16 protein-coding genes and 1 riboswitch are annotated in these 18,818 nt (G+C 72.7%); of the genes, 1 reads left to right on the forward strand and 15 read right to left on the reverse strand.

Translation table 11 applies throughout. The annotated features are described in order from the left end of the window. Positions 1-23 precede the first annotated feature (23 nt). The 10 genes from ABZ939_RS33770 to ABZ939_RS33815 form a co-directional block, all read right to left on the reverse strand. Positions 24-1,169: a hypothetical protein gene (locus ABZ939_RS33770; protein WP_361863887.1), complete on the reverse strand. Its 1,146-nt coding sequence runs from the start codon at positions 1,167-1,169 to the stop codon at positions 24-26. A 170-nt stretch (positions 1,170-1,339) separates the two neighbouring features. Then, on the reverse strand, positions 1,340-2,221 hold the full coding sequence (locus tag ABZ939_RS33775) for a LysM peptidoglycan-binding domain-containing protein (RefSeq protein ID WP_361863889.1): 882 nt from the start codon (positions 2,219-2,221) through the stop codon (positions 1,340-1,342). A 4-nt stretch (positions 2,222-2,225) separates the two neighbouring features. Continuing rightward, a riboswitch (cyclic di-AMP (ydaO/yuaA leader) is annotated at positions 2,226-2,411 on the reverse strand. A gap of 276 nt (positions 2,412-2,687) precedes the next feature. Beyond that, positions 2,688-4,712: a phosphocholine-specific phospholipase C gene (locus ABZ939_RS33780; protein ID WP_361863891.1), complete on the reverse strand. Its 2,025-nt coding sequence runs from the start codon at positions 4,710-4,712 to the stop codon at positions 2,688-2,690. Between the two features lie 249 nt (positions 4,713-4,961). Next, positions 4,962-5,216: a LapA family protein gene (locus ABZ939_RS33785; protein ID WP_361863893.1), complete on the reverse strand. Its 255-nt coding sequence runs from the start codon at positions 5,214-5,216 to the stop codon at positions 4,962-4,964. 38 nt (positions 5,217-5,254) lie between these two features. Further along, a complete protein-coding gene (locus tag ABZ939_RS33790; protein WP_361863895.1) occupies positions 5,255-5,971 on the reverse strand; it encodes a GntR family transcriptional regulator in 717 nt (238 codons plus the stop codon). 96 nt (positions 5,972-6,067) lie between these two features. Continuing rightward, positions 6,068-7,069, reverse strand: coding sequence for a proline racemase family protein (locus ABZ939_RS33795; protein WP_361863897.1), 1,002 nt, complete (start codon positions 7,067-7,069; stop codon positions 6,068-6,070). Between the two features lie 25 nt (positions 7,070-7,094). Next, entirely contained in the window at positions 7,095-7,961 is an 867-nt protein-coding gene (locus ABZ939_RS33800) for a dihydrodipicolinate synthase family protein (protein ID WP_361863921.1), read from the reverse strand. Between the two features lie 130 nt (positions 7,962-8,091). Beyond that, the gene (locus ABZ939_RS33805; RefSeq protein WP_361863899.1) at positions 8,092-9,666 is read right to left on the reverse strand and encodes an NAD(P)/FAD-dependent oxidoreductase; all 1,575 of its coding nucleotides are present in this window, start codon (positions 9,664-9,666) and stop codon (positions 8,092-8,094) included. Continuing rightward, positions 9,644-9,991 carry a (2Fe-2S)-binding protein gene (locus ABZ939_RS33810; RefSeq protein WP_361863901.1) on the reverse strand — a complete coding sequence of 116 codons (348 nt, stop codon included), beginning with the start codon at positions 9,989-9,991 and terminating at the stop codon, positions 9,644-9,646. Before ABZ939_RS33810 ends, ABZ939_RS33805 begins: the two co-directional genes overlap by 23 nt. 44 nt (positions 9,992-10,035) lie before the next feature. Beyond that, on the reverse strand, positions 10,036-11,229 hold the full coding sequence (locus ABZ939_RS33815) for an FAD-dependent oxidoreductase (protein ID WP_361863903.1): 1,194 nt from the start codon (positions 11,227-11,229) through the stop codon (positions 10,036-10,038). A gap of 256 nt (positions 11,230-11,485) precedes the next feature. Here ABZ939_RS33815 and ABZ939_RS33820 point away from each other — a divergent pair, with 256 nt between their 5' ends. Then, positions 11,486-13,840: a collagenase gene (locus ABZ939_RS33820; protein ID WP_361863905.1), complete on the forward strand. Its 2,355-nt coding sequence runs from the start codon at positions 11,486-11,488 to the stop codon at positions 13,838-13,840. 86 nt (positions 13,841-13,926) lie between these two features. On the opposite strand, the gene ABZ939_RS33825 is transcribed toward ABZ939_RS33820, so the two are convergent. From ABZ939_RS33825 to ABZ939_RS33845, 5 genes are all read right to left on the reverse strand, one after another. Continuing rightward, entirely contained in the window at positions 13,927-14,106 is a 180-nt protein-coding gene (locus ABZ939_RS33825) for a DUF6381 family protein (protein ID WP_361863907.1), read from the reverse strand. A 171-nt stretch (positions 14,107-14,277) separates the two neighbouring features. After that, the gene (locus ABZ939_RS33830) at positions 14,278-15,708 is read right to left on the reverse strand and encodes an FAD-dependent oxidoreductase (protein ID WP_361863909.1); all 1,431 of its coding nucleotides are present in this window, start codon (positions 15,706-15,708) and stop codon (positions 14,278-14,280) included. Between the two features lie 76 nt (positions 15,709-15,784). Further along, positions 15,785-16,930, reverse strand: coding sequence for a PP2C family protein-serine/threonine phosphatase (locus ABZ939_RS33835; RefSeq protein ID WP_361863910.1), 1,146 nt, complete (start codon positions 16,928-16,930; stop codon positions 15,785-15,787). 211 nt (positions 16,931-17,141) lie between these two features. Further along, the gene (locus ABZ939_RS33840) at positions 17,142-18,065 is read right to left on the reverse strand and encodes an NAD(P)-dependent oxidoreductase (RefSeq protein ID WP_361863912.1); all 924 of its coding nucleotides are present in this window, start codon (positions 18,063-18,065) and stop codon (positions 17,142-17,144) included. Further along, positions 18,062-18,818: cytochrome P450 (locus ABZ939_RS33845; RefSeq protein WP_361863915.1), on the reverse strand; the 757-nt coding region annotated here is incomplete at its 5' end. The genes ABZ939_RS33840 and ABZ939_RS33845, both read right to left, overlap by 4 nt.

Genomic DNA, 18,818 nt, shown 5'->3' on the forward strand with positions numbered 1-18,818 from the left:
CGACCCTGATCCGCCGGACAGGCCTAGGGCACGTACGCCTGACGGCTCGCGCAGTGCCAGATCACCGGGTGGGCGACCCACGAGGCGTCGACGGCGACCCCGCCGACCCGGTCGTCGTCGGACACGGCGCGGGCCGACGCGTCGCGGTCCGCGGCGAGGGAGGGCAGGGCGAGGACCGGTCCGTGGCCGGGCCACAGCTGCGCCTGGTACGGCACCGCCGTGGTGTCCTCCCCGTGGGTCATGGCCGTGCCGACCGAGACACCGGTCGTCGGGCTGACCGCCCCGAAGTCGCCTTCTGTCTGCCCGGCCAGGACGCCGGGGGAGGAGCCGTGATCCTGGTACGGGGGCGTCCAGGTCTGCGGCTCGCGCTCCGGGTCGTACCGGTCGCTGACCGAGACGTACCCGACCACCCGCCCCGCGTCGTCGATGCCCTCGGCCATGTTGTGCACCAGATACTCCGCGCGGGCGACCGGCAGCGCGCGGGCCGGGCCGCCGTCCCCCGGCCACAGGACCGGGAAGGAGCTCCAGGTCCAGCCGTCGGGGCCGTCGTACGACTGCTCGGCCGCGCCGATCACGTCGCCGCGCGCGTTGATGCCGGTGACGCGTGTGACGACGGTGCCCGGACCGGCGTCCGGCGGCAGCGGCAGGGTCCGCACGACCTCTCCGCCGCGCCATGCCTTCGCCGTCCCGTCGGCGTCGACGGCCGCGACGATCCCGGTGTCGCTGACGTCGACGTCGGCCGCGCCCGGGGCCACGCCCTCGGTGAGCAGCCGCACCGACGGCGCCCCGGGGCGGTAGGTGAACAGTGCCGTCGCGCGGTCCGACCGCCGGCTCACCCAACCGGCCATGAGTCCCTGCCGGTTGACGGCCCGGACCGTGCCTTCGTCGTAGCCCTCGGGCATCGGTACCCGGCGCAGTCGCTCACCCGTCCAGTACACGGGCAGACCCCCACTCGCCCCCACGGCCAGGCCGCGCGGGCCGAGGTCGTGCACACCCTCGGTGGAGATGCCGCCGCCGGCGGCGGGCGGCAGCGAAGGCAGGACCTGCGGGCCGCTCGCGCATCCCGCGGCGGTCTCGGCCCCGCCGGTGTCCGCCGCCGCGGGACCGGCCGCCGTGAGCAGACCGGCCAGCGCGATGGCGGCAGCCGGCACGGCAAGAGCTCTCTTCATCTGTGGTTCCCCCCTGGGACGGGACCCGCGGTCCCCGGCCGCGGATCATCAGGCGGCCATACTGCCCCGGCATGTCCATGTCGCGGGACGGAATACCCCATACCGCTTGGAGGGACGACGAAGCCCCGGCCCCACGAGGGGGCCGGGGCCTTTCAGTCACGCCGCGGGGGTCAGTAGGGCCCGTTGACGTTGTCGATGGAGCCGTAGCGGTCCGCGGCGTAGTTGCAGGCCGCGGTGATGTTGGCGACGGGGTCGAAGAGGTCCATCGACGTGCCGGGCACGTGGTAGGCGAGGAAGGTCGGCTCGATGACCTGGAGGAGACCCTTGGACGGGGTGCCCTTCACGGCGTTGGAGTCCCAGAGGTTGATGGCCTGCGGGTTGCCCGAGGACTCACGCATGATGTTGCGGTGGATGCCCTCGTACGTGCCGGGGATGCCGTACTTCGCCATGACGTCCAGCGATTCGCGGATCCAGCCGTCGAGGTCGTTGCTGTAGCTCTTGGCAGCCGCGGCCGCGGCCGCGGGGGCAGCGGCGGCGGTGGCGGCCTTCTTCGGGGCCGCCTTCGTGGGAGCCGCCTTGCCGGGGGTGGCGCTGCGCTGCTGCGAGCGGTCGGCCCGGTCGGAGTCCGTACGGGGCGTGGACTTCGGCTTCTTCGGAGCGGCGGCGGATTTCCCGCGGAGCGTCAGTTCGAGTCCAGGATGGATAAGTGACGGGTTGTCACCCACGACGCTGCGATTCGCTCGGTACAGGGCCTTCCAGCCACCCTGCACATCCTGCTCCTGCGCGATCAACGAAAGGGAGTCGCCGCGGACGACCTTATAGATCTTCGCGGGAGAATTCTGCGCGGTGGGAATTGATTCCGCGATCTTGGCCGGGGCGCTGAAGACGGTCTTCTCGGCGGGGGCGATCTCCGGGGCCGACTGGGGCGCCGCGTGGGCGGTGGCCGTGGCGACCAGGGGCAGGGCCAGTGCGGCACCACCCGTGCTCGCGAGGGCGATACCGCGGGTCAGGGGACGTCGCCTGGGGCGCCGGTGCTTACCGTGAGCGGGCATGTTGCATTCCTCTCCGGCGCCTGCGGGGTGAGCTGTCGGGTTCGGGCTGGAGATGCCCGGCCGCACATGTGCGACTTCACCCCGAGCCGTTCCGGAGAATCCGGGCCGGCGAATAGTGGGTCCCCCGCTCCTGCCTTCGGGTGAATGGTCGGTCTTTTCGGACGGTGGCAGGATTCGGCGGTCCGTCCGGGTCGAGGTGACCGTAGGCGAGAAATGTCGACAGAAACAAGACGCCGGGTACGCGGGTAATTCGAGGAGGCGTTCTCCATCGCTCCCGACGGGCCGAACTTCCTTGCCGGGCAAGGGGACGGAAGGTGTCGAAAGGCCCCCGTCACCCCCTGGCGTGATTCATCTCACCCGAGGTGTCAAATCGGTCATTCCAGTAAATTCAGCTGAGTTGAGAAAAGGGATACAAGGGTGAGGTAAAACCCCTTGTATCCCTTTTGGTAGGACCTGGTGGTGTACGTCAGCCTGTGACGCTTGCCGCGCCCGTCTCGATGTGACCTGTGTAACGGCGCGACCAGGTGCCGTCGATGTCGGCCAGGATCGTGAAGTCGTACCAGCCGTTGTGGTAGGCCACGGCGTTGAAGAAGTCCTCGCGCGAGGAGTTCGCCGCGACCGTGTACGTCCACGGCCCGTCGGTGCGGTAGGCGTTCGAACGGATGGTGAAGGTCACCGGAGCGGCGGAGTTGTTGGTCATCGTGAAGTAGATCGCCGTCTTCCCGGTGCCCGGCTCGGTCGCGAAGCGGGCCGCGACCTCGATGGCCTTGCCCGCCTTCGACGCGTCGCCGATGAAACGGCGCAGGAAGCGGTTCGGGCCCATCATCGAGATGTCGTACTTGCCCGAGCCCGAGCCCGTCCCGATGTTGAAGTAGTCCGTCGACGTCGCGCCCGCGTCGACGGTGTACTGCCAGGCGGCCGTGTCCCGGTACTGGTGCGGATGGATCGTGAAGTGCGCGGCGCGCTTCGCCTGCGCGCCCTGGTTCGTCATGGAGAACCAGGCCAGGATCTTCCCCGCCGCGCCGAACTCGAACCGGTCGAGGTTGCCGTTGACCTGGTACGGCACGGCGCGCGCCGGTCGGGTGCCGGCCTCCTGCGCGGGCAGGGCGTTGTCCTGCGGCACGGGGTTGGGCAGCGGGCCGCAGGTGGACTGCCCGATCACCTTGGCGGTGGAGGGCAGGCCCGAGGGCACGCCGTGGACGGGGTGCGCGAAGTCGAAGACCCCGGTCAGGTCGCCCGTCACCTTGCGCCGCCAGGCGCTGATGTTGGGGCAGGTGGCGGGGGTGCCGAGGGCGGTCGTCCAGGTCTCCATGAAACGCAGGACGGAGGTGTGGTCGAAGACCTCGGAGCTCACCCAGCCGCCTCGCGTCCACGGGGACATGACGAGCATCGGGACGCGGAAGCCGAGACCGATCGGGACGCCGTCGAGGTACTCGCCCGGGGTGCCGGGCGGGGCGACCGGCGGCGGGACGTGGTCGAAGAAGCCGTCGTTCTCGTCGTAGTTGAGGAAGAGGACCGTCCCGTCGAAGACCTCGGGGTTCGCGGCGAGCGCACGGTAGACGAGGTCCACGAAGTGCGCGCCGTCACCGGGCGGGGCGTACGGGTGCTCGGAGAAGGCCTCGTTGGCCACGACCCAGGAGACCTGGGGGAGCGTGCCGGCGAGGACGTCGGCGCGGATCGCGGCGGCGATGTCGTCCGGGGTCGAGCCCGTGACCTTGGGGACCGATCCCATGCCGCGGTCGTACAGCGGGTCGCCGGGCCGGGCGTCGGTGAACCTCTTGAAGTACGCGAGGCCGTTGTCGCCGTAGTTGTCCTGCGCGTTCTGGTAGACCTTCCAGCTCACACCGGCGCGCTGGAGTGCCTCGGCGTACGTCTCCCAGGTGAGCCCGGACTCGTCGCCGCCGTCCTTGCTGGACGCGTCGATCTTGCCGCTCCACAGGAAGGTGCGGTTGGGGCCCGTGGCGCTGAGCGCGGAGCAGAAGTACGCGTCGCAGACGGTGTAGTTGTCGGCGAGGGCGTAGTGGAAGGGGATGTCGCCGCGGTCGAGGTAGCCGAGGGTGCGGGTGTTGCCGACCCCGGTCACCCAGTTGTCCATGCGGCCCTTGTTCCAGGCCGCGTGCTGCGAGGTCCAGCTGTGCGGAAGGTCGCCGTTGCACTGGGCCAGGGTCTCGCCGTCGACACCACCGGCGGGCGGGGTGGCGCTGAGCTTCCACGGGTACTGCCGGCCACCCCAGTTGGGCTGGTTGAAGGTCCCCCAGCCGCCCGGGATGTTGCCGGCGGCCCGGTCGCCGAAGCCGCGGACGCCGCGCAGCCTGCCGAAGTAGTGGTCGAAGCTGCGGTTCTCCTGCATGAGGATCACCACGTGCTTGACGTCGGTGATGGTGCCCGTGGCGGCCGCGGCGGTGGCCGATGCCGTGCCCGTGGGGAGGGCGGCACTCGCCACGAGACCTGCCCCGATACCGACGAAACCCCTGCGGCTGATGGGAGTCATGCCCCGCCTCTCGCGTCACTGCGTGCCCCAGTGGCACACCGAGGACAGGATGGGGGAGGCGGCCTTAAAGGTATAGATCCGTGCGGTAATTCTTGGGTGAACTTCCGAGGGGTGGTGAGAGGTTGGGCTCTGATTGGTGGCAGGACGAACCAATGGGGCTCATCGGCTCCCGATGGCCGGCACGGACACCCCGGCCGTTCGCGCCGCGATCACCTGCGCCGGCGGGGTCGGCGACAGGATGCGGGCCGGTCAGCGCCGGGCCCGCCGATGGGCGATGAACAGACCGAGGATCATTCCGACGATGAGCGTGACCGTCAGGACGCTCCAGAGGGGCAGGGTCACGGTGGGGACCCAGAGCCTGATCGTGACCGACCCCGTGTTCACGGCGATGAACCAGATCGCGATACCGGCGAGCGCGACGAATCCGATCGTCCGCAGACGCAGGTCACGGCCCTTGACGGACAGGGTCGAGGGGGGATGCTTCCGAGCTGTCTTAGGGGCCATGAGGTCCATTATCGGACGATTCGCCCGGGAGCTCGACCTCAGCGGGACGGGGTGCGCGGAGGGGGCGCCGCCGCGGCCGACGTCGTACGGGAGGCGTCCCGCGCCCACAGGGAGCGTACGTGGCTGAGATGCCGCACCATGCAGGCCTCGGCGCCCATCGCGTCGCCCGCCAGCATGAGGTCGAGAAGCTCCAGATGCTCCTCGGCGGAGGGCAGCAGCTCACCCCGCTCGTCCAGCGCCGTCAGGCCGTAGAGCCGGGACCGTTTCCGCAGGTCGCCGACGGTCTCGACCAGGCGCTCGTTGCCGGAGAGCCCGAGCAGCGTGAGGTGGAAGCGGCGGTCGGACTCCAGGTAGCCGATGAGGTCGTGGGCGCGCGCCGCCGCCACGATCTCCTCCGCGATCGGACGCAGCGCCCGAAGCTCCTCACGGTCCGCCGTCAGCGTCACCCGGCCCACCGTCGGCACCTCGATGAGCAGCCGGATGTCCGTGTACTGGTCCAGGTCGCGTTCGTTGACCTCGGTGACCCGGAAACCCTTGTTGCGCACCGGCTCGACCAGGCCCTCGCGGGCGAGGTCGAGCATGGCCTCCCGTACTGGCGTCGCGGAGATGCCGAAGTCCTCCGCCAGGCCCGGCGCCGAGTACACCTCGCCGGGCTTCAGCTCGCCGGAGATCAGCGCGGCCCGCAGAGCGTGGGCCACCTGGTCACGCAGGCGCTCCCGGGTGGTGATCAGATGACTCTGCTTCAGATGGCCCATGTGCCGTTCTCCGACTTCCGCTTGTCGCGCCGCCCGGCTGCCGGTGCATGGCGCCGCACCAGCGTACAATTTCACGTTTTCACGGCGCGAGACAGCTCACAGCAGGAACCCGCCGGGGAACGGGTCGTCCGGGTCGAGGAAGTACTGCGCGGTGCCCGTGAGCCAGGCGCGCCCCGTGATGGTCGGTACGACCGCGGGCACCCCACCCACCTCCGTCTTCTCGATCAGCCGGCCGGTGAACCGGGTGCCGATGAAGGACTCGTTGACGAAGTCCTGGTGCAGCGGGAGCTGCCCGCGGGCATGGAGTTGCGCCATGCGCGCGGAGGTCCCCGTGCCGCAGGGGGAGCGGTCGAACCAGCCGGGATGGATGGCCATGGCGTGGCGCGAATGACGTGCGTCGGACCCGGGCGCGGTGAGATGGACGTGCTTGACGCCGCCGATCTCCGGCCGGACCGGGTGGGTGGGGCGGTCGTCGGCGTTGATCGCCTCCATCACCGCCAGCCCGGCCTTGAGCAGCTCGTCCTTGTGCTCCCGGTCGAACGGCAGCCCGAGCGCGTCCAGATCGACGAACGCGTAGAAGTTGCCGCCGAAGGCCAGGTCGTAGGGGACCGTGCCGAACTCCGGCACCTTCACCTCCCGGTCAAGAGCGGCACAGAACGCGGGGACGTTGGTCAGCGTCACCGCCTTCGCGACCCCGTCCTCGACCCGCACCTCCGCACGCACCAGGCCGGCGGGGGTGTCGAGGCGGACGGTGGTCACCGGTTCGGACACCGGCACCATCCCGGTCTCCACCAGCACGGTCGCCACTCCGATCGTGCCGTGCCCGCACATCGGCAGCAGCCCGGACACCTCGATGAACAGGACGCCGACATCGGCGTCCGGCCTGGTCGGGGGCTGCAGGATCGCCCCGCTCATGGAGGCGTGACCGCGGGGCTCGTACATCAGCAGCGTACGGACGTGGTCCATGTGCTCGATGAAGTGCAGCCGGCGTTCGGCCATGGTGGTGCCCGGGATCGACCCGACGCCTCCGGTGATGACGCGCGTGGGCATTCCCTCGGTGTGCGAGTCGACGGCGTGGAACACATGACGGGTGCGCACGACGGGGCTCCTCTCGGTTCCGGCTTCAGTGCCGGCCGTCGGCGACGGCCTTCTCGGTGGCGGCGCGGACCTCGGCCTCGGGGACGCCGGCGAGGGGTGAGCGCGGTGGACGGCAGGGACCGCCGCGCCGGCCCGCGATGTCCATGGACAGCTTGATCGACTGGACGAACTCCGTCTTCGAGTCCCAGCGCAGCAAGGGGTGCAGCGCGCGGTAGAGCGGCAGGGCGCGCTCCAGGTCGCCGGCGACCGCGGCCCGGTACAGCTCGGCGCACGAGGCCGGGAAGGCGTTCGGATAGCCGGCGACCCAGCCGACCGCGCCCGCGACGGCCAGTTCGAGCAGGACGTCGTCCGCCCCGATCAACAGATCCAGTTCCGGGGCGCGTTCGGCTATCTCGTAGGCCCGGCGGACGTCGCCGCTGAACTCCTTCACCGCCACGATGTGGCCGTCCGCGTGCAGTGCGGCGAGCAGGTCGGGGGTGAGGTCCACCTTGGTGTCGTGCGGATTGTTGTACGCGACGACCGGCACGCCGACGGACGCCACCTCCGCGTAGTGGGCGCGGACGGCGGAGGCGTCGCACTTGTAGGCGTTGGGCGGGAGCAGCAGGACCGATCCGCACCCCGCCTCGGCGGCCTGCTCGGTCCAGCGGCGCGCCTCGGCGCTGCCGTACGCGGCGACCCCGGGCATCACACGCGCCCCGTCGCCGGCCGCCTCGACGGCCGTACGGACGACGCGGGCGCGCTCCTCGTCGGTGAGGGTCTGGTACTCGCCGAGCGAACCGTTCGGCACCACGCCGTCGCAGCCGTTGTCGAGCAGCCAACGCACGTGCGCGGCGTAGGCGTCGTGGTCGACGGTGAGGTCGTCGTCGCGGAAGGGGAGGGCGGTGGCGACCATGATGCCGCGCCAGGGGCGGGTGGCGGTCCAGTGAGCGGGGGCAGGAGTGACGGTCACGTGGAGCCCTTCGTGGATGAGATGTGACATGATACTGATGGATCGTCAGTTACGTCTCGGGTCGGTACGGGATTCAGTCGCCGCCCGGCCGAAGGTCCGGGTCCTCTTCGAGCGCCGCGAGCGTGCCCAGCGTCACCGGCACGGCAAGCGGGCGGCGCTCGGGCGAGCCGGGCAGCGCGGCTCCCCGCTCGGACCCGCCGCGCGCAAGACACGCGACCGCGGGCCCGCACACCCGCCCCTGGCACCAGCCCATACCCGCCCGGGTCAGCAGCTTCACCGTACGGGCGTCGCCCGCACCCAGGCTCTCGACCGCCTCGCGGACGCGCCCCGCGCTCACCTCCTCGCAACGGCACACCTCCGTCTCGTCGTCGAGCCAGCCGTCGCGCCCGTACCAGCCGTCGCCCGGCGCGTGCGCGGCGGCCATCAGCGAGGCGAAGGCCCGCAGCCGGGCCCGGGCGCGCACCAGGGACCGCGTCCGCGCGGACGAACCCCCGACGGACGCTCCGCGCAGGCGCACGGCGATCGCCGTGCCCGCCAACTCACCCTCTGTCATGGCCAGTCGGGCGCCACCGACCCCTGCCGTCTCGCCCGCCGACCAGAGACCCGGGACCGTGGTCCGCTGACCGGCGTCGACCACGAGGGCCGTCGCGCCGTCCGGCATGGCGCGGGTGGCGCAGCCGAGGGCCGTGCCCAGGTCGATCCGGGGCACGAGACCGTGGCCCACGGCCACCGCGTCGCAGGAGATCCGGCGCTGCGTGCCGGGCACCGGGCGCCAGTCGCCGTCCAGGCGGGCGACGGTCACCGCCTCCACCCGCTCGGCGCCGTGCGCGCGGACCACGGCGTGCCGCGGGTACGGCCGAACGCCGTGCACCAGCAGCGGCGCCAGGTGCCCCATGGCCTCCGCCAACTTGCCCGGCCCGGCGGCCAGTACGCCGGGCCGCCGGGCGTACCCGAGATAGCCCGCAGCCTCGACCACGGCGGGTACCCGGGCCCCGGCCGCGACCAGGGAGGAGGCCACGGCGAGCAGCAGCGGACCGCTGCCGGCGACCACGACCCTTCCCCGAGCTCTCGGCTTCGCTCGAACAGGGGACACCCCAATGCCGGGCAGCACGAGCCCGGACTTGAGCATCGCCTGCGCACCCCCCGCGCCGATCACGCCCGGCAGGGTCCAGCCGGGGAAGGGCAGCTGGCGCTCGGCCGCACCGGTCGCCAGCAGGACGGCCCGGCCCCGCACCACCGCGGGCCGGTCGCCGTCCCCGTCGGGACCGGTGACCGCGTGCACCGCCCACGAGGCGCCGTCCGCGCCCGCTCCCGGCACGGCGGTCCGCTCCGACGCCACCGTCCAGACGTGGTGCTCGGGGAGATGGACGCCCCCGCTCGCCTCCCAGCGCCGCCGCAGCCCGGCGAACGCCGACCAGTCGTGGTGCAGGGCCTCGGGCCGGGTGGCGCCGAGGGCGGCCACGGGGTGCCGGTAGAACTGGCCGCCGAGCCCGGCGTCGCCGTCGAGCAGCGCCACCGACAGACCCCGCTCGGCGGCGGCGACGGCACCCGCGAGTCCGGCGGGCCCGGCACCGACGACCACCAGGTCGTACGTCCCGGGCGTCCCCGACGGGCTCCGGGAGCCGCTAGCGGTCCTCGGGTTCGGCACGGCCGTGTCCCTCCTGGGTGGTGACGACGTCGCCCGGCCCGGCCGGGACGAGACAGGCACGCCGATTCGGGCGGCCGTCGACCGTGACGAGGCAGTCGAAGCACTGGCCGATCCCGCAGAACACCCCGCGCGGCCGTCCTCCGCCGCGCGTCGTCCGCCAGGCGAGGATGCCCGCCGCCCACAGTGCGGCGGCGATCGACTGCCCGGGCAGGGCGGTGACGGGCCGCCCGTCGAACGTGAACGTGACCGCCGGACCCGGCCGGGCGGCGACGAGTGTGCGCGGGGTACGGGAACGGCCCACGCGGTGCCTGAGGCGTCGGATCATGCGCACTCCCAGCGGAGGGGGATCGGTGGACGGGTCGTCCCGGGTCATGGCGTCTCCCCCGGGGGCCCGGCGGAGGGCGGCTCCGGGACGGCGAACCGCTCCGGGCGGAAGGGGTGGACGTCCAGCGGGGGCGCGGACCCGGTCAGGAACCGGGAGACGGCCAGGCCCGTCGCCGGGGCCAGCCCGATCCCGGCGCCTTCGTGTCCGCAGGCGTGGAGGAGGCCCGGCACGCGGGGGTCCGGGCCGATCGCCGGCAGATGATCCGGCAGATACGGGCGGAAGCCCGCGTACGCCCGCATCACCCGCACGTCGGCGAGTACCGGGAACAGCCGCGTGGCGCCCTCCGCGAGCCGGCCGAGGGCGGCCGTCGACAGCGTCCGGTCGAAGCCGACCCGCTCCCGGCTTGCGCCGATCAGGACGGGCCCGGCCGGCGTGCCCTCGACCACCGGAGAGGTCTGCAGGGCGGCCGAGTCGCTCGCGACGTCCGCGACGTAGTCCGCCGCGTACACCTTGTGCCGGACCACCCGGGGCAGCGGCTCGGTGACCAGGACGAAGCCGCGGCGGGGAAGGACCGGGAGCTCCGTGCCGACCAGCCGGGCGAGCGCGCCGCCCCAGCTTCCCGCCGCGTTCACCACGTGCGGGGCGTGCAGTGTGGCGCCCTCGGCCGTCCGCACCCCGCGGACGGATCCGTCCGACCCGGTCAGTACGGAGGTGACCTCCGCACCGAGGCGGACGGTGGCCCCCGAGGCGCGCAGCAGCCGGGACGCGGCGAGCGCCGGCTGCACCTGCGCGTCCTGCGGGTAGTGGAACGCGCCCGCGAGACCCGGTGCGAGATGCGGCTCCAGGTCGTGGAGCCGGTCACCGGGGATCTCGCACGCCTCGACGCCCGCGGCGGCCTGGGCCTTCGCGAACCGGCGCAGCGCGTCCAGACGGTCCTCGTCCGAGGCGACCACCAGACCGCCCTTGGACTCGAACTCGGCCTCCGTCCGCAGGACGGGGGAGAGTTCGCGCCAGAGGCGGTTCGACAGCAGCGCGAGGTCCAGCTCGGGGCCGGGCTCCTTGTCGGAGACCAGGAGGTTGCCCTCACCGGCACCGGTCGTGCCGCCCGCGACGGGGCCGCGGTCGAGGACGGTGACGGAGAGGCCCGCGCGTACGGCGTAGTACGCGCAGGCCGCGCCGATCATTCCGGCGCCGACGATGATGACGTCGGTCGCCGCGGAGAGGTGTCTCGTGGGCACGGCGGTAATATTTCACATGCCACTGTGCTTGCCAAGAGGCTCAACACGCCCTTCCCGCACCGGCCTTCGTGCCTGGCGTGACCACCCCGCCGAACCCGCTCACGCCTCAAGTGGCGCCTCTCGTCACGGAATCTGACGCCACATAAGCCTTCTCAGTGCAATTTCACATTGCTATGTTACATGGCATGCCCAGGTCAGGGGTCAGGCCAAAAACCCTGCCCTGAAAGGAAGTTCACCCCCCATCACAGGAGACTTCGTGTCCCAGCACAGAACCGTGCGCACGGCCCTTCTCGCCGTCGTTCTCGCGACCGGCCTCACCGCCCCGCTCGCGTACTCGGCCCAGGCCGCGGCCCCCGTGGAGACCCCGGCCACCTTCGCGCCCCGGAAAGCCGGTCCGACCGCCCCTGCGGCCTACGCTCCCAACCCGTACGACGAGGTCGACCGCCTCGCGGAGGCGCCCGCGGCGAAGACGGGACCCGCCGCAGCACCCCGCGGCATCACCGCGGGACGGGTCCCCGGCGCGCAGAGCGGCCCGAGCGCCCAGGACCGGCTCCGTACGGCACGCGCGGCCACCACCCGGGCCGGTGTGCCCTGCACGCTCGACGGCATCACAAGGCTGACCCCCGCCCAGCTGGCCGACTTCCTCGCCGACCCCGCCGTCCAGGCAGACGGCTGCCTGCGCGGACTGATCTGGACCTGGGACGCCCGCCTCGCCCCCGTCATGTCGGACGCCCACGTCCAGGCCGTAGCCGCCCGGATCACGCGCCTCGCCGCCGGCCACGACGGCGCCAACTCCACCCACCTCCTGGAGATGTTCACCTATCTCCACGCGGTCGCCTACCACGACTTCGGCCGCCCCGAGATCGACATCACCGACGCCCCCACCGTCGAGGCGCTCCGCGCGGCCACCGCCGCCTACGCCGCCGCCCCGCGCACCTTCGACGTGACCCCGCAGAACGCCCAGACCCTCCGCGAGGCCCTCTACACCGGCAGCGCGCCCGGCCTGCGGCAGCACCAACTCGGCCTGATCACCCAGGTCCTCGCCCGCATGGGCGCCGGCCACCCGCAGACCGCCGGCGACCCCGCCTGGGGCGGCGCGGCCCTCGCCGCGCTTTCGGTCAACTACCTCGGCGTCTACCCCGGCAACCAGGACACCGCCTTCCGCGACGCCGCCGCGAAGAACCCCTCCTACCGCGCCGCCTTCAAGGCCTTCTCCGGCCACACGCACCTGAAGGGCACGGCCAACGCCTGGATCGTCCGCGACGCCCTCGGCGAGTACGGTCGCTTCGGCCAGATCGACTCCCTCAAGGCGGGGATCGTCGCCGACCTCGGTGGCCTACTGGCACCGGTCGAGACCAACTTCGGCACGGGCAGCGCCCCATGGGCCTCCCTCGTGGGCTGGCTCAACTTCTACGAGGCCTGCGCCCAGTACAAGGTCTGCAAGGCCGACATCGAAGCGAGGATCTTCCCGCACACGTACACCTACGACAACGGGGCGATCAAGGTCCGCACCGGCCTCGACCGGGCCACCGTCGACCAGCTCTACTACGCGAGCAAGCAGGTCAAGGCCCAGTTCCACCGCGTGCTCGGCACGGAGCAGCCGCTCGCCGGCGACCCCAACTCGGCCCTCACCATCGTGCTCTACGCCTCCCGGCAGGACTACGAGACGTACCACCCCATCCTCACCGGCATGGGGACCGAGAACGGCGGCATCTACATCGAGCGGGGTGCGACCTTCTACACGTACCAGCGCCGCGTGCCGCAGGACTCCAGCCTCACCCTCGAGGAGCTCTTCCGGCACGAGTACGTTCACTACCTCAACGGCCGCTTCGCCGTCCCCGGCTTCTTCGGCGAGGGCCCGTGGTACGAGAACGACCGCACCACGGCCATGGACGAGGGCACCGCGGAGTTCTTCGACGGCGCCACCCGCGACAACGGGATAGCCGTCCGCAAGTCACTCGTGCAGAGCGTCATCAGGGACACCTCCTCGGGCGGCCCGCGCATGACCGTCGACCAGATCCTGCACGCCACCTACGACGGAGACGGCTTCCGCTTCTACGCCTACGCGGGCACGTTCTTCGAGTACCTGTGGACCGAGCGGCCCGCCCTGCTGCGCGCCATGTACGGCTACCTCCGCGCGGGAGACGTCCGGGGCTACGACACCTGGCGCGCCCTCATCGGCAAGGACGCCGGGACGCAGGCCGCCTACGACGCCTTTCTCGACCGGCAGATCGCCCAGGTCGACGACCTGTTCGTGCCCGACACCAGGCACGAGCCCACCGCGACGCTGCGCCACGCCACCCCCGCCGCGATACGCACCGCCTTCGCGGCCGCCACCGGCAACACGCCCTCCTGCACCGGCAGCGGCGACCCCCTGCTGCCACGCTTCGTCTGCACCGGCCGGATCACCGCCAATCTCGCCGACGCGGGCGACCCCGACCAGGTGTTCAAGGACATGTCCGAGACCGTCGACTACTTCGTCCTCGACCGGAGCCGGAGCGGAGGAGACAACTTCAACGACATGAACTGCTCCTTCGGCCCCGTGGAGATCTGGTCCACGGGCCGCGCCGGCACGGCCGGCTTCACCTGCGAGGGCCCGCTGCGCCGCTGACCCGGAGCCCCCGCGAACGCACCGCCGGCCTCCCCTGACACACGGGGAGGCCGGCCGTATCCGAGCGAGAGCTGTCGCTCGAGCGGTCAGATGGCTCCGCCACCCATGCCGCCCTGCTGCTCGCTCTGCTCCTGCAGCTTGCGTGCCTTGTCCTGCAGGCGCTGACGCTCCTGCGGGTCCGAGGCGCGCTCCGCCGCCTCCTGCAGTTGCTGCGCCTTGTCGCGCATCTGCTGGGCTCGGCCGCGGGATTCTCCGGAAACGCTCATCGTCACTCCTTGTGACAGTGGGGAGGGTTACGACCACCAGAGAACCAGCGTCGCGGTGCGCGCGCATCTCGAACCGTCACGCTGCGTGTTCGGGGTGGTCGCTCGGCTCCCCCGGCAAGATCCGGAAGGCAGGCCCTAGGGCCTGTCCGGCGGATCAGGGTCGGACAGGCCCTAGACCGGAGGCTCCGGCACCGGCTTCTCCAGCGGGCTGGTCGCCGGACCCTGCACCACACGGCCGTCAACCGCGAAGCGCGAGCCGTGGCAGGGGCACTCCCAGGTGTTCTCCGCCTCGTTGAACCCGAGTTCGCAGCCCATGTGCGTGCACCGGGGCGGACGCCGGGCGAGATAGTGCCGCGCCACCGAGGCCTGCGCCCTGACCACGTCGGGGATCTCACGCAGCGGCAGATGGCGGCGCGGATCGAAGAGTTCGGTCCAGTCCGGGCGCGGCGCACCGCTCACGTGCGCGGCCAGCAGACGTCCCGCCATCACCCCGTTGCTCAGGCCCCAGCCGCCGAACCCGGTGGCCACGAAGACGTGCTGTGTGTCCGGATGCTCATGGCCGACGTACGGCAGATGATCCGCGGACATGACGTCCTGCGCCGCCCAGCGATACGCGTCGGGGCCGTCGCCGAACCCCGGGAAGGCGCGGCGGGCCCAGGCGGTGAGCCGGTCGAGACGCTCGTCCACCCCGCCCGCCCCCGGCACGAACGCCTCGCCGGTGACGATCAGGAGCCGATGGTCCTCGCCGTAGGGCGCCGTCCGCACCGAGCGCGTGCGGTCCTCGGGCGTGAGGTACATGCCCTGCGGCGCGAGGGCGCGGGCGACCGGTGCGGCGACGACCAGCTCGCGGCGCACCGTCAGCCGAGCCAGCAACGAGGTGTGCGTGGTCAGCGGGAAGTTCGTGGCGATGACGACGTCCTGCGCATGGACCGTGGCGCCGCCCTCGACGGTCAGCCGGCAGTCCGCGTGCTCCTTGAGGCCGGTGACCCGCGTGTGCTCGTGGAGCGTGCCTCCCCGGGCGACGAGGCCCTCGGCGAGTCCGAGCAGGAACTTACGCGGATGGAAGAGGAGTTGGTTGTCGACGCGCACGGCCGCGGCCACGGGGAAGGGCAGTTCCGTCGTCGTCGCAGGGACGGCGTCGAGCCCCGCCTCCCGGGCGGCGTCCGCCTCCGCACGGACCTCCTCGGCCCGCTCCTCGTCCACGACGTAGGTGTAGGCCGGCGCGCGCTCCAGCTCGGCGTCGACACCGGTCTCGTCACACAGCCGGACCACCTGCTGCAGCGCGTCCTCCTGCGCACGGGCGTACCGGGCGGCCGCCTCGGAACCATGGGTGTCACGGAGCCTCGCGTACAGCAGGCCGTGCAGCGACGTGAGCTTGCCGGTGGTGTGTCCGGTGACACCGGAGGCGACACGATCCGCCTCGAGAAGGACGACCTCGCGGCCGGCACGGACGAGTTCGTACGCGGTGCACAGGCCCGCGACACCCCCGCCGATGACGACGACGTCCGCCGTCAGATCGTGGTCGAGGGCGGGACGGGCGCTGGCGGGGGCGGGGGCACTGTCCATCCAGTACGACGCGCCGCTGATCGATGCCGTCGGCATGGCCCGCTCCTTCCGGCGGTGGCTGCTGTTTCGCGCGTTCCCGTCCGGCGGCGGACCATGCGCCGCCACGCACGGCCTACGGCTCCGGTGCCAGCCGTTCGACCGCGACGAGCGCCGCGTCGTCGCCGAGGTGGCCGCCGGCGTAGGCGTGGAGGTCGTCCCGCAGGTGGCCGAGCAAGGTCTGCGGGTCGTCCCCCGCCCACGCCTGGAGCCGCTCGGCCAGGGGGTAGAAGACGCGGTCGTGGTCGCGTGCCTCCACGACACCGTCGGTGTAGAGCAGGAGCACATCTCCGACGTCGAAGGGGAAGGACTCCACGACGACCGCGGGGGAGTGGACGTCGGAGAGTCCCAGCGGCGGGCTCGAGTCGGCGGAGTCGAGGGGCGTGACCCGGCCCTGCCGCAGGAGCATCGGCGGGGGATGTCCGCAGTTGACCAGCCGGACGACCGGCTCGTGATCGGGGATGTCCAGCACGAGCGCGGTGACGAACGCCTCCTGGGCCTCGTCCGCCTCCCCGGGACCCTCCGGAGCCCCGTCCGCGTCCCCGCGCTCGTGCCCCTCCGCCGAACCGACCCCGGCTTCCAGGTGCCCGATCAGCTCGGGCAGCTCCGTCTCCCGGCCGGCGGTGACACGGAAGGCGCCGAGGACGAGGGAAGCCTCGCTGATCGCGTCGAGCCCCTTGCCGCGGGCGTCCCCGATCAGCAGCCTCGTGCCCGACGCCGTCCGGGTGGCCGCGTACAGGTCGCCGCCCATCTGGGCCTCCTCCTCCGCCGCCAGGTAGACCGAGGCGATCCGCAGGGGGCCCGACCGGTGGGGGAGCGGCCGCAGGACCACGCTCTGCGCGGCCTGGGCGATGGAGCGCAGCTGTGTCACCTTGCTCTCGTGACGCTCGCGCAGGTGCGCGAAGAACGTGGCGATGACCGAGATGAGGATCAGCGCGACGATCTGGTACGTGTGGTTGAGGTCGGTCAGGCTCGTCCGCACGATCGCCACCACCGCCTGGGCCAGGACCGCGACCGCCCCCACGAAGGCGGTCATCCGGGGGCCCGCGAACGAGGCGGTCACCGCCGGCGCCGCGATCAGGAAGGGCCCGAGGTGGACCTCGGGCGGCGACAGGATGTCGACCACGGTGACCGCCGCGATCAGCGCGAAGGGAGCGGCGAGAAGAAGCCGCCCGCCGCGCCGGGAGAGGCGGGGTGCGATGCCTCGCGGCCGGGGGTCCATGGAAAAGGCATACATCAGCCGATGGGGCATGTCCTGTTGCCGGCCCTACCGGCGCGGCGCGTTGCTCGGGCCCCACTCTCCGTGACCTGTGAGGGTCCTCGGAGACGCCCGAAGGAACGGGCTGGACGACGCCGCGTCGGTCGCCCGACGCGGGCTCAGCACGCGGCGACGCCTCCGGGTCGAGCCGGTCAGGCCGGGGGTGTCTCGTCGATCAGTCCGGGCTCGCCGCACCCCCCAGGCCCTTGGCGTAGTCGGCCAGGGTGCGCTCCGCCCGCCAGCCCTGGGCCTCCGCCCTGGACACGTCCAGGACGACCGTGTGGGCCAGCTGGTCCACGGCGTACCGGGTCAGCGGAGGCTCGGCGTGCGGCCGGAGGCGGGACAGGGACTCGGCCGCCGTGGCCGCGGTACGTGCCAGCGGCAGAGGCAGCCGGCCGATCCTCGCGCGGACGCCGTGGGCGCGCAGCACCGTCCTGATCGCCTCGTCGCGGTGGTACGGCGCCGGATCCGCGATGTTGTAGGCCCCCGGCCGCCAGTCGGCGGCGGAGAGGCAGGCGTCGGCGAGGTTCTCGACGGCCGTCAGGCTCAGGAGCACGTCGCGGCCGGGCAGGAGCAGCAGACCGGCCCTGACACGGGCGAGCAGCCTCGGCACGAGGTGCGGGTCGCCGGGGCCGTAGACCGCGCGGGGCCTGAGCACCACCGCGCCGGCCGCCAGCGCGAGGGCCTCCCCGGCCGCCTTCGTACGGCCGTAGGCGTTGAGCTGCCCGCGTACCGGGTGGTCCTCAGTGATCCGGGACCGGCCGGGCCCCGGGGCGTACACGCTGGCACTGCTCACCCAGACCACCGGTCTGCCGGCGGCCGCCTCCAGAAGGCGGGCGGTCCCGTCGACGTTCACGGCGCGCATCGTGGCCTCGGCCGGTGAACCGGGCACCGGGTCGCCGACGGCGGCCGCGCAGTGCACGACGAGGTCGGCACCGGCCAGGTCCGGCGGACCGCTCTCGGCGTCCCAAGGGACGTGCCGGCCCACGGGTCCCGGCCGACGCCCCACACACAGGACGTCGGCGCCGCGCGCGGCGGCGAGGGCGGCGACATGGGAGCCGCAGAAGCCGCTCGCTCCGGTGACGGCGATCGTGGTCATGTGCGGTTCTCCGGGCGTGGACGGGAGGCGGTCGCGCGGACGGTCAGCAGGCGCCAGCCGGGCAGTGCCGCCCGCCGGTCCACCCGGGCCCGCACGACGGCAGGCCGGTACGGGGCGAGCGCGGCGATGACGTCGTCCAGCTGCGCACGGGCCAGCCGCGCACCCGGGCAGGCGTGCGGACCCGCACCGAAGACGAGCTGCGCGACGGCCGGCGGGGCCGGGCGCCGGGCGTCCGGCGGATCGCTGTACGCGCCCACGGCGTGCCGCGCCACCAACACCAACCGGTCCCCGGCCCGCACCGGACATCCGTCGAGCACGGCGTCCGCCGCTGCCACGCGCGGCAGCAGCGGGGACGGTGCGACGACCCGCAGCAGCTCGGTGACCAGCGCCGCCCTCAGCCGTTCGTCGCCGGCGTCCTCCCACAGCCCGCCGTCCGCGCACCACGCGACCGCGCGCGGCACCGCGGCCACCGTCGTGTTCACGGCGGCGACGGCGAGCATGGCCCGCAGCCCGGCGTCGTCCCCGCCCGCGAGCAGCCCCTCCAGGCGAGCCGTCGCCTCGGCCGCCGCGCGAGCGGCACCCGGCGGCCGGGGGCCGGGCAGATGGTCCCGTACGGCGGCCGGCGGGGAGATCGTGCTGGGGGTGGAGGACGACGGGCCGACGGCGTGGGGCTGGGGCAACAGGCCGCTGCGGGACAGGGCGTGCACGGTGCGGCCGGGCCGGTCGAGGACGAGCGCGAGGTCGATGGCGGTC

The sequence above is a fragment of the Streptomyces sp. NPDC046712 genome (genome assembly GCF_040645695.1).
GTDB lineage: Bacteria > Actinomycetota > Actinomycetes > Streptomycetales > Streptomycetaceae > Streptomyces.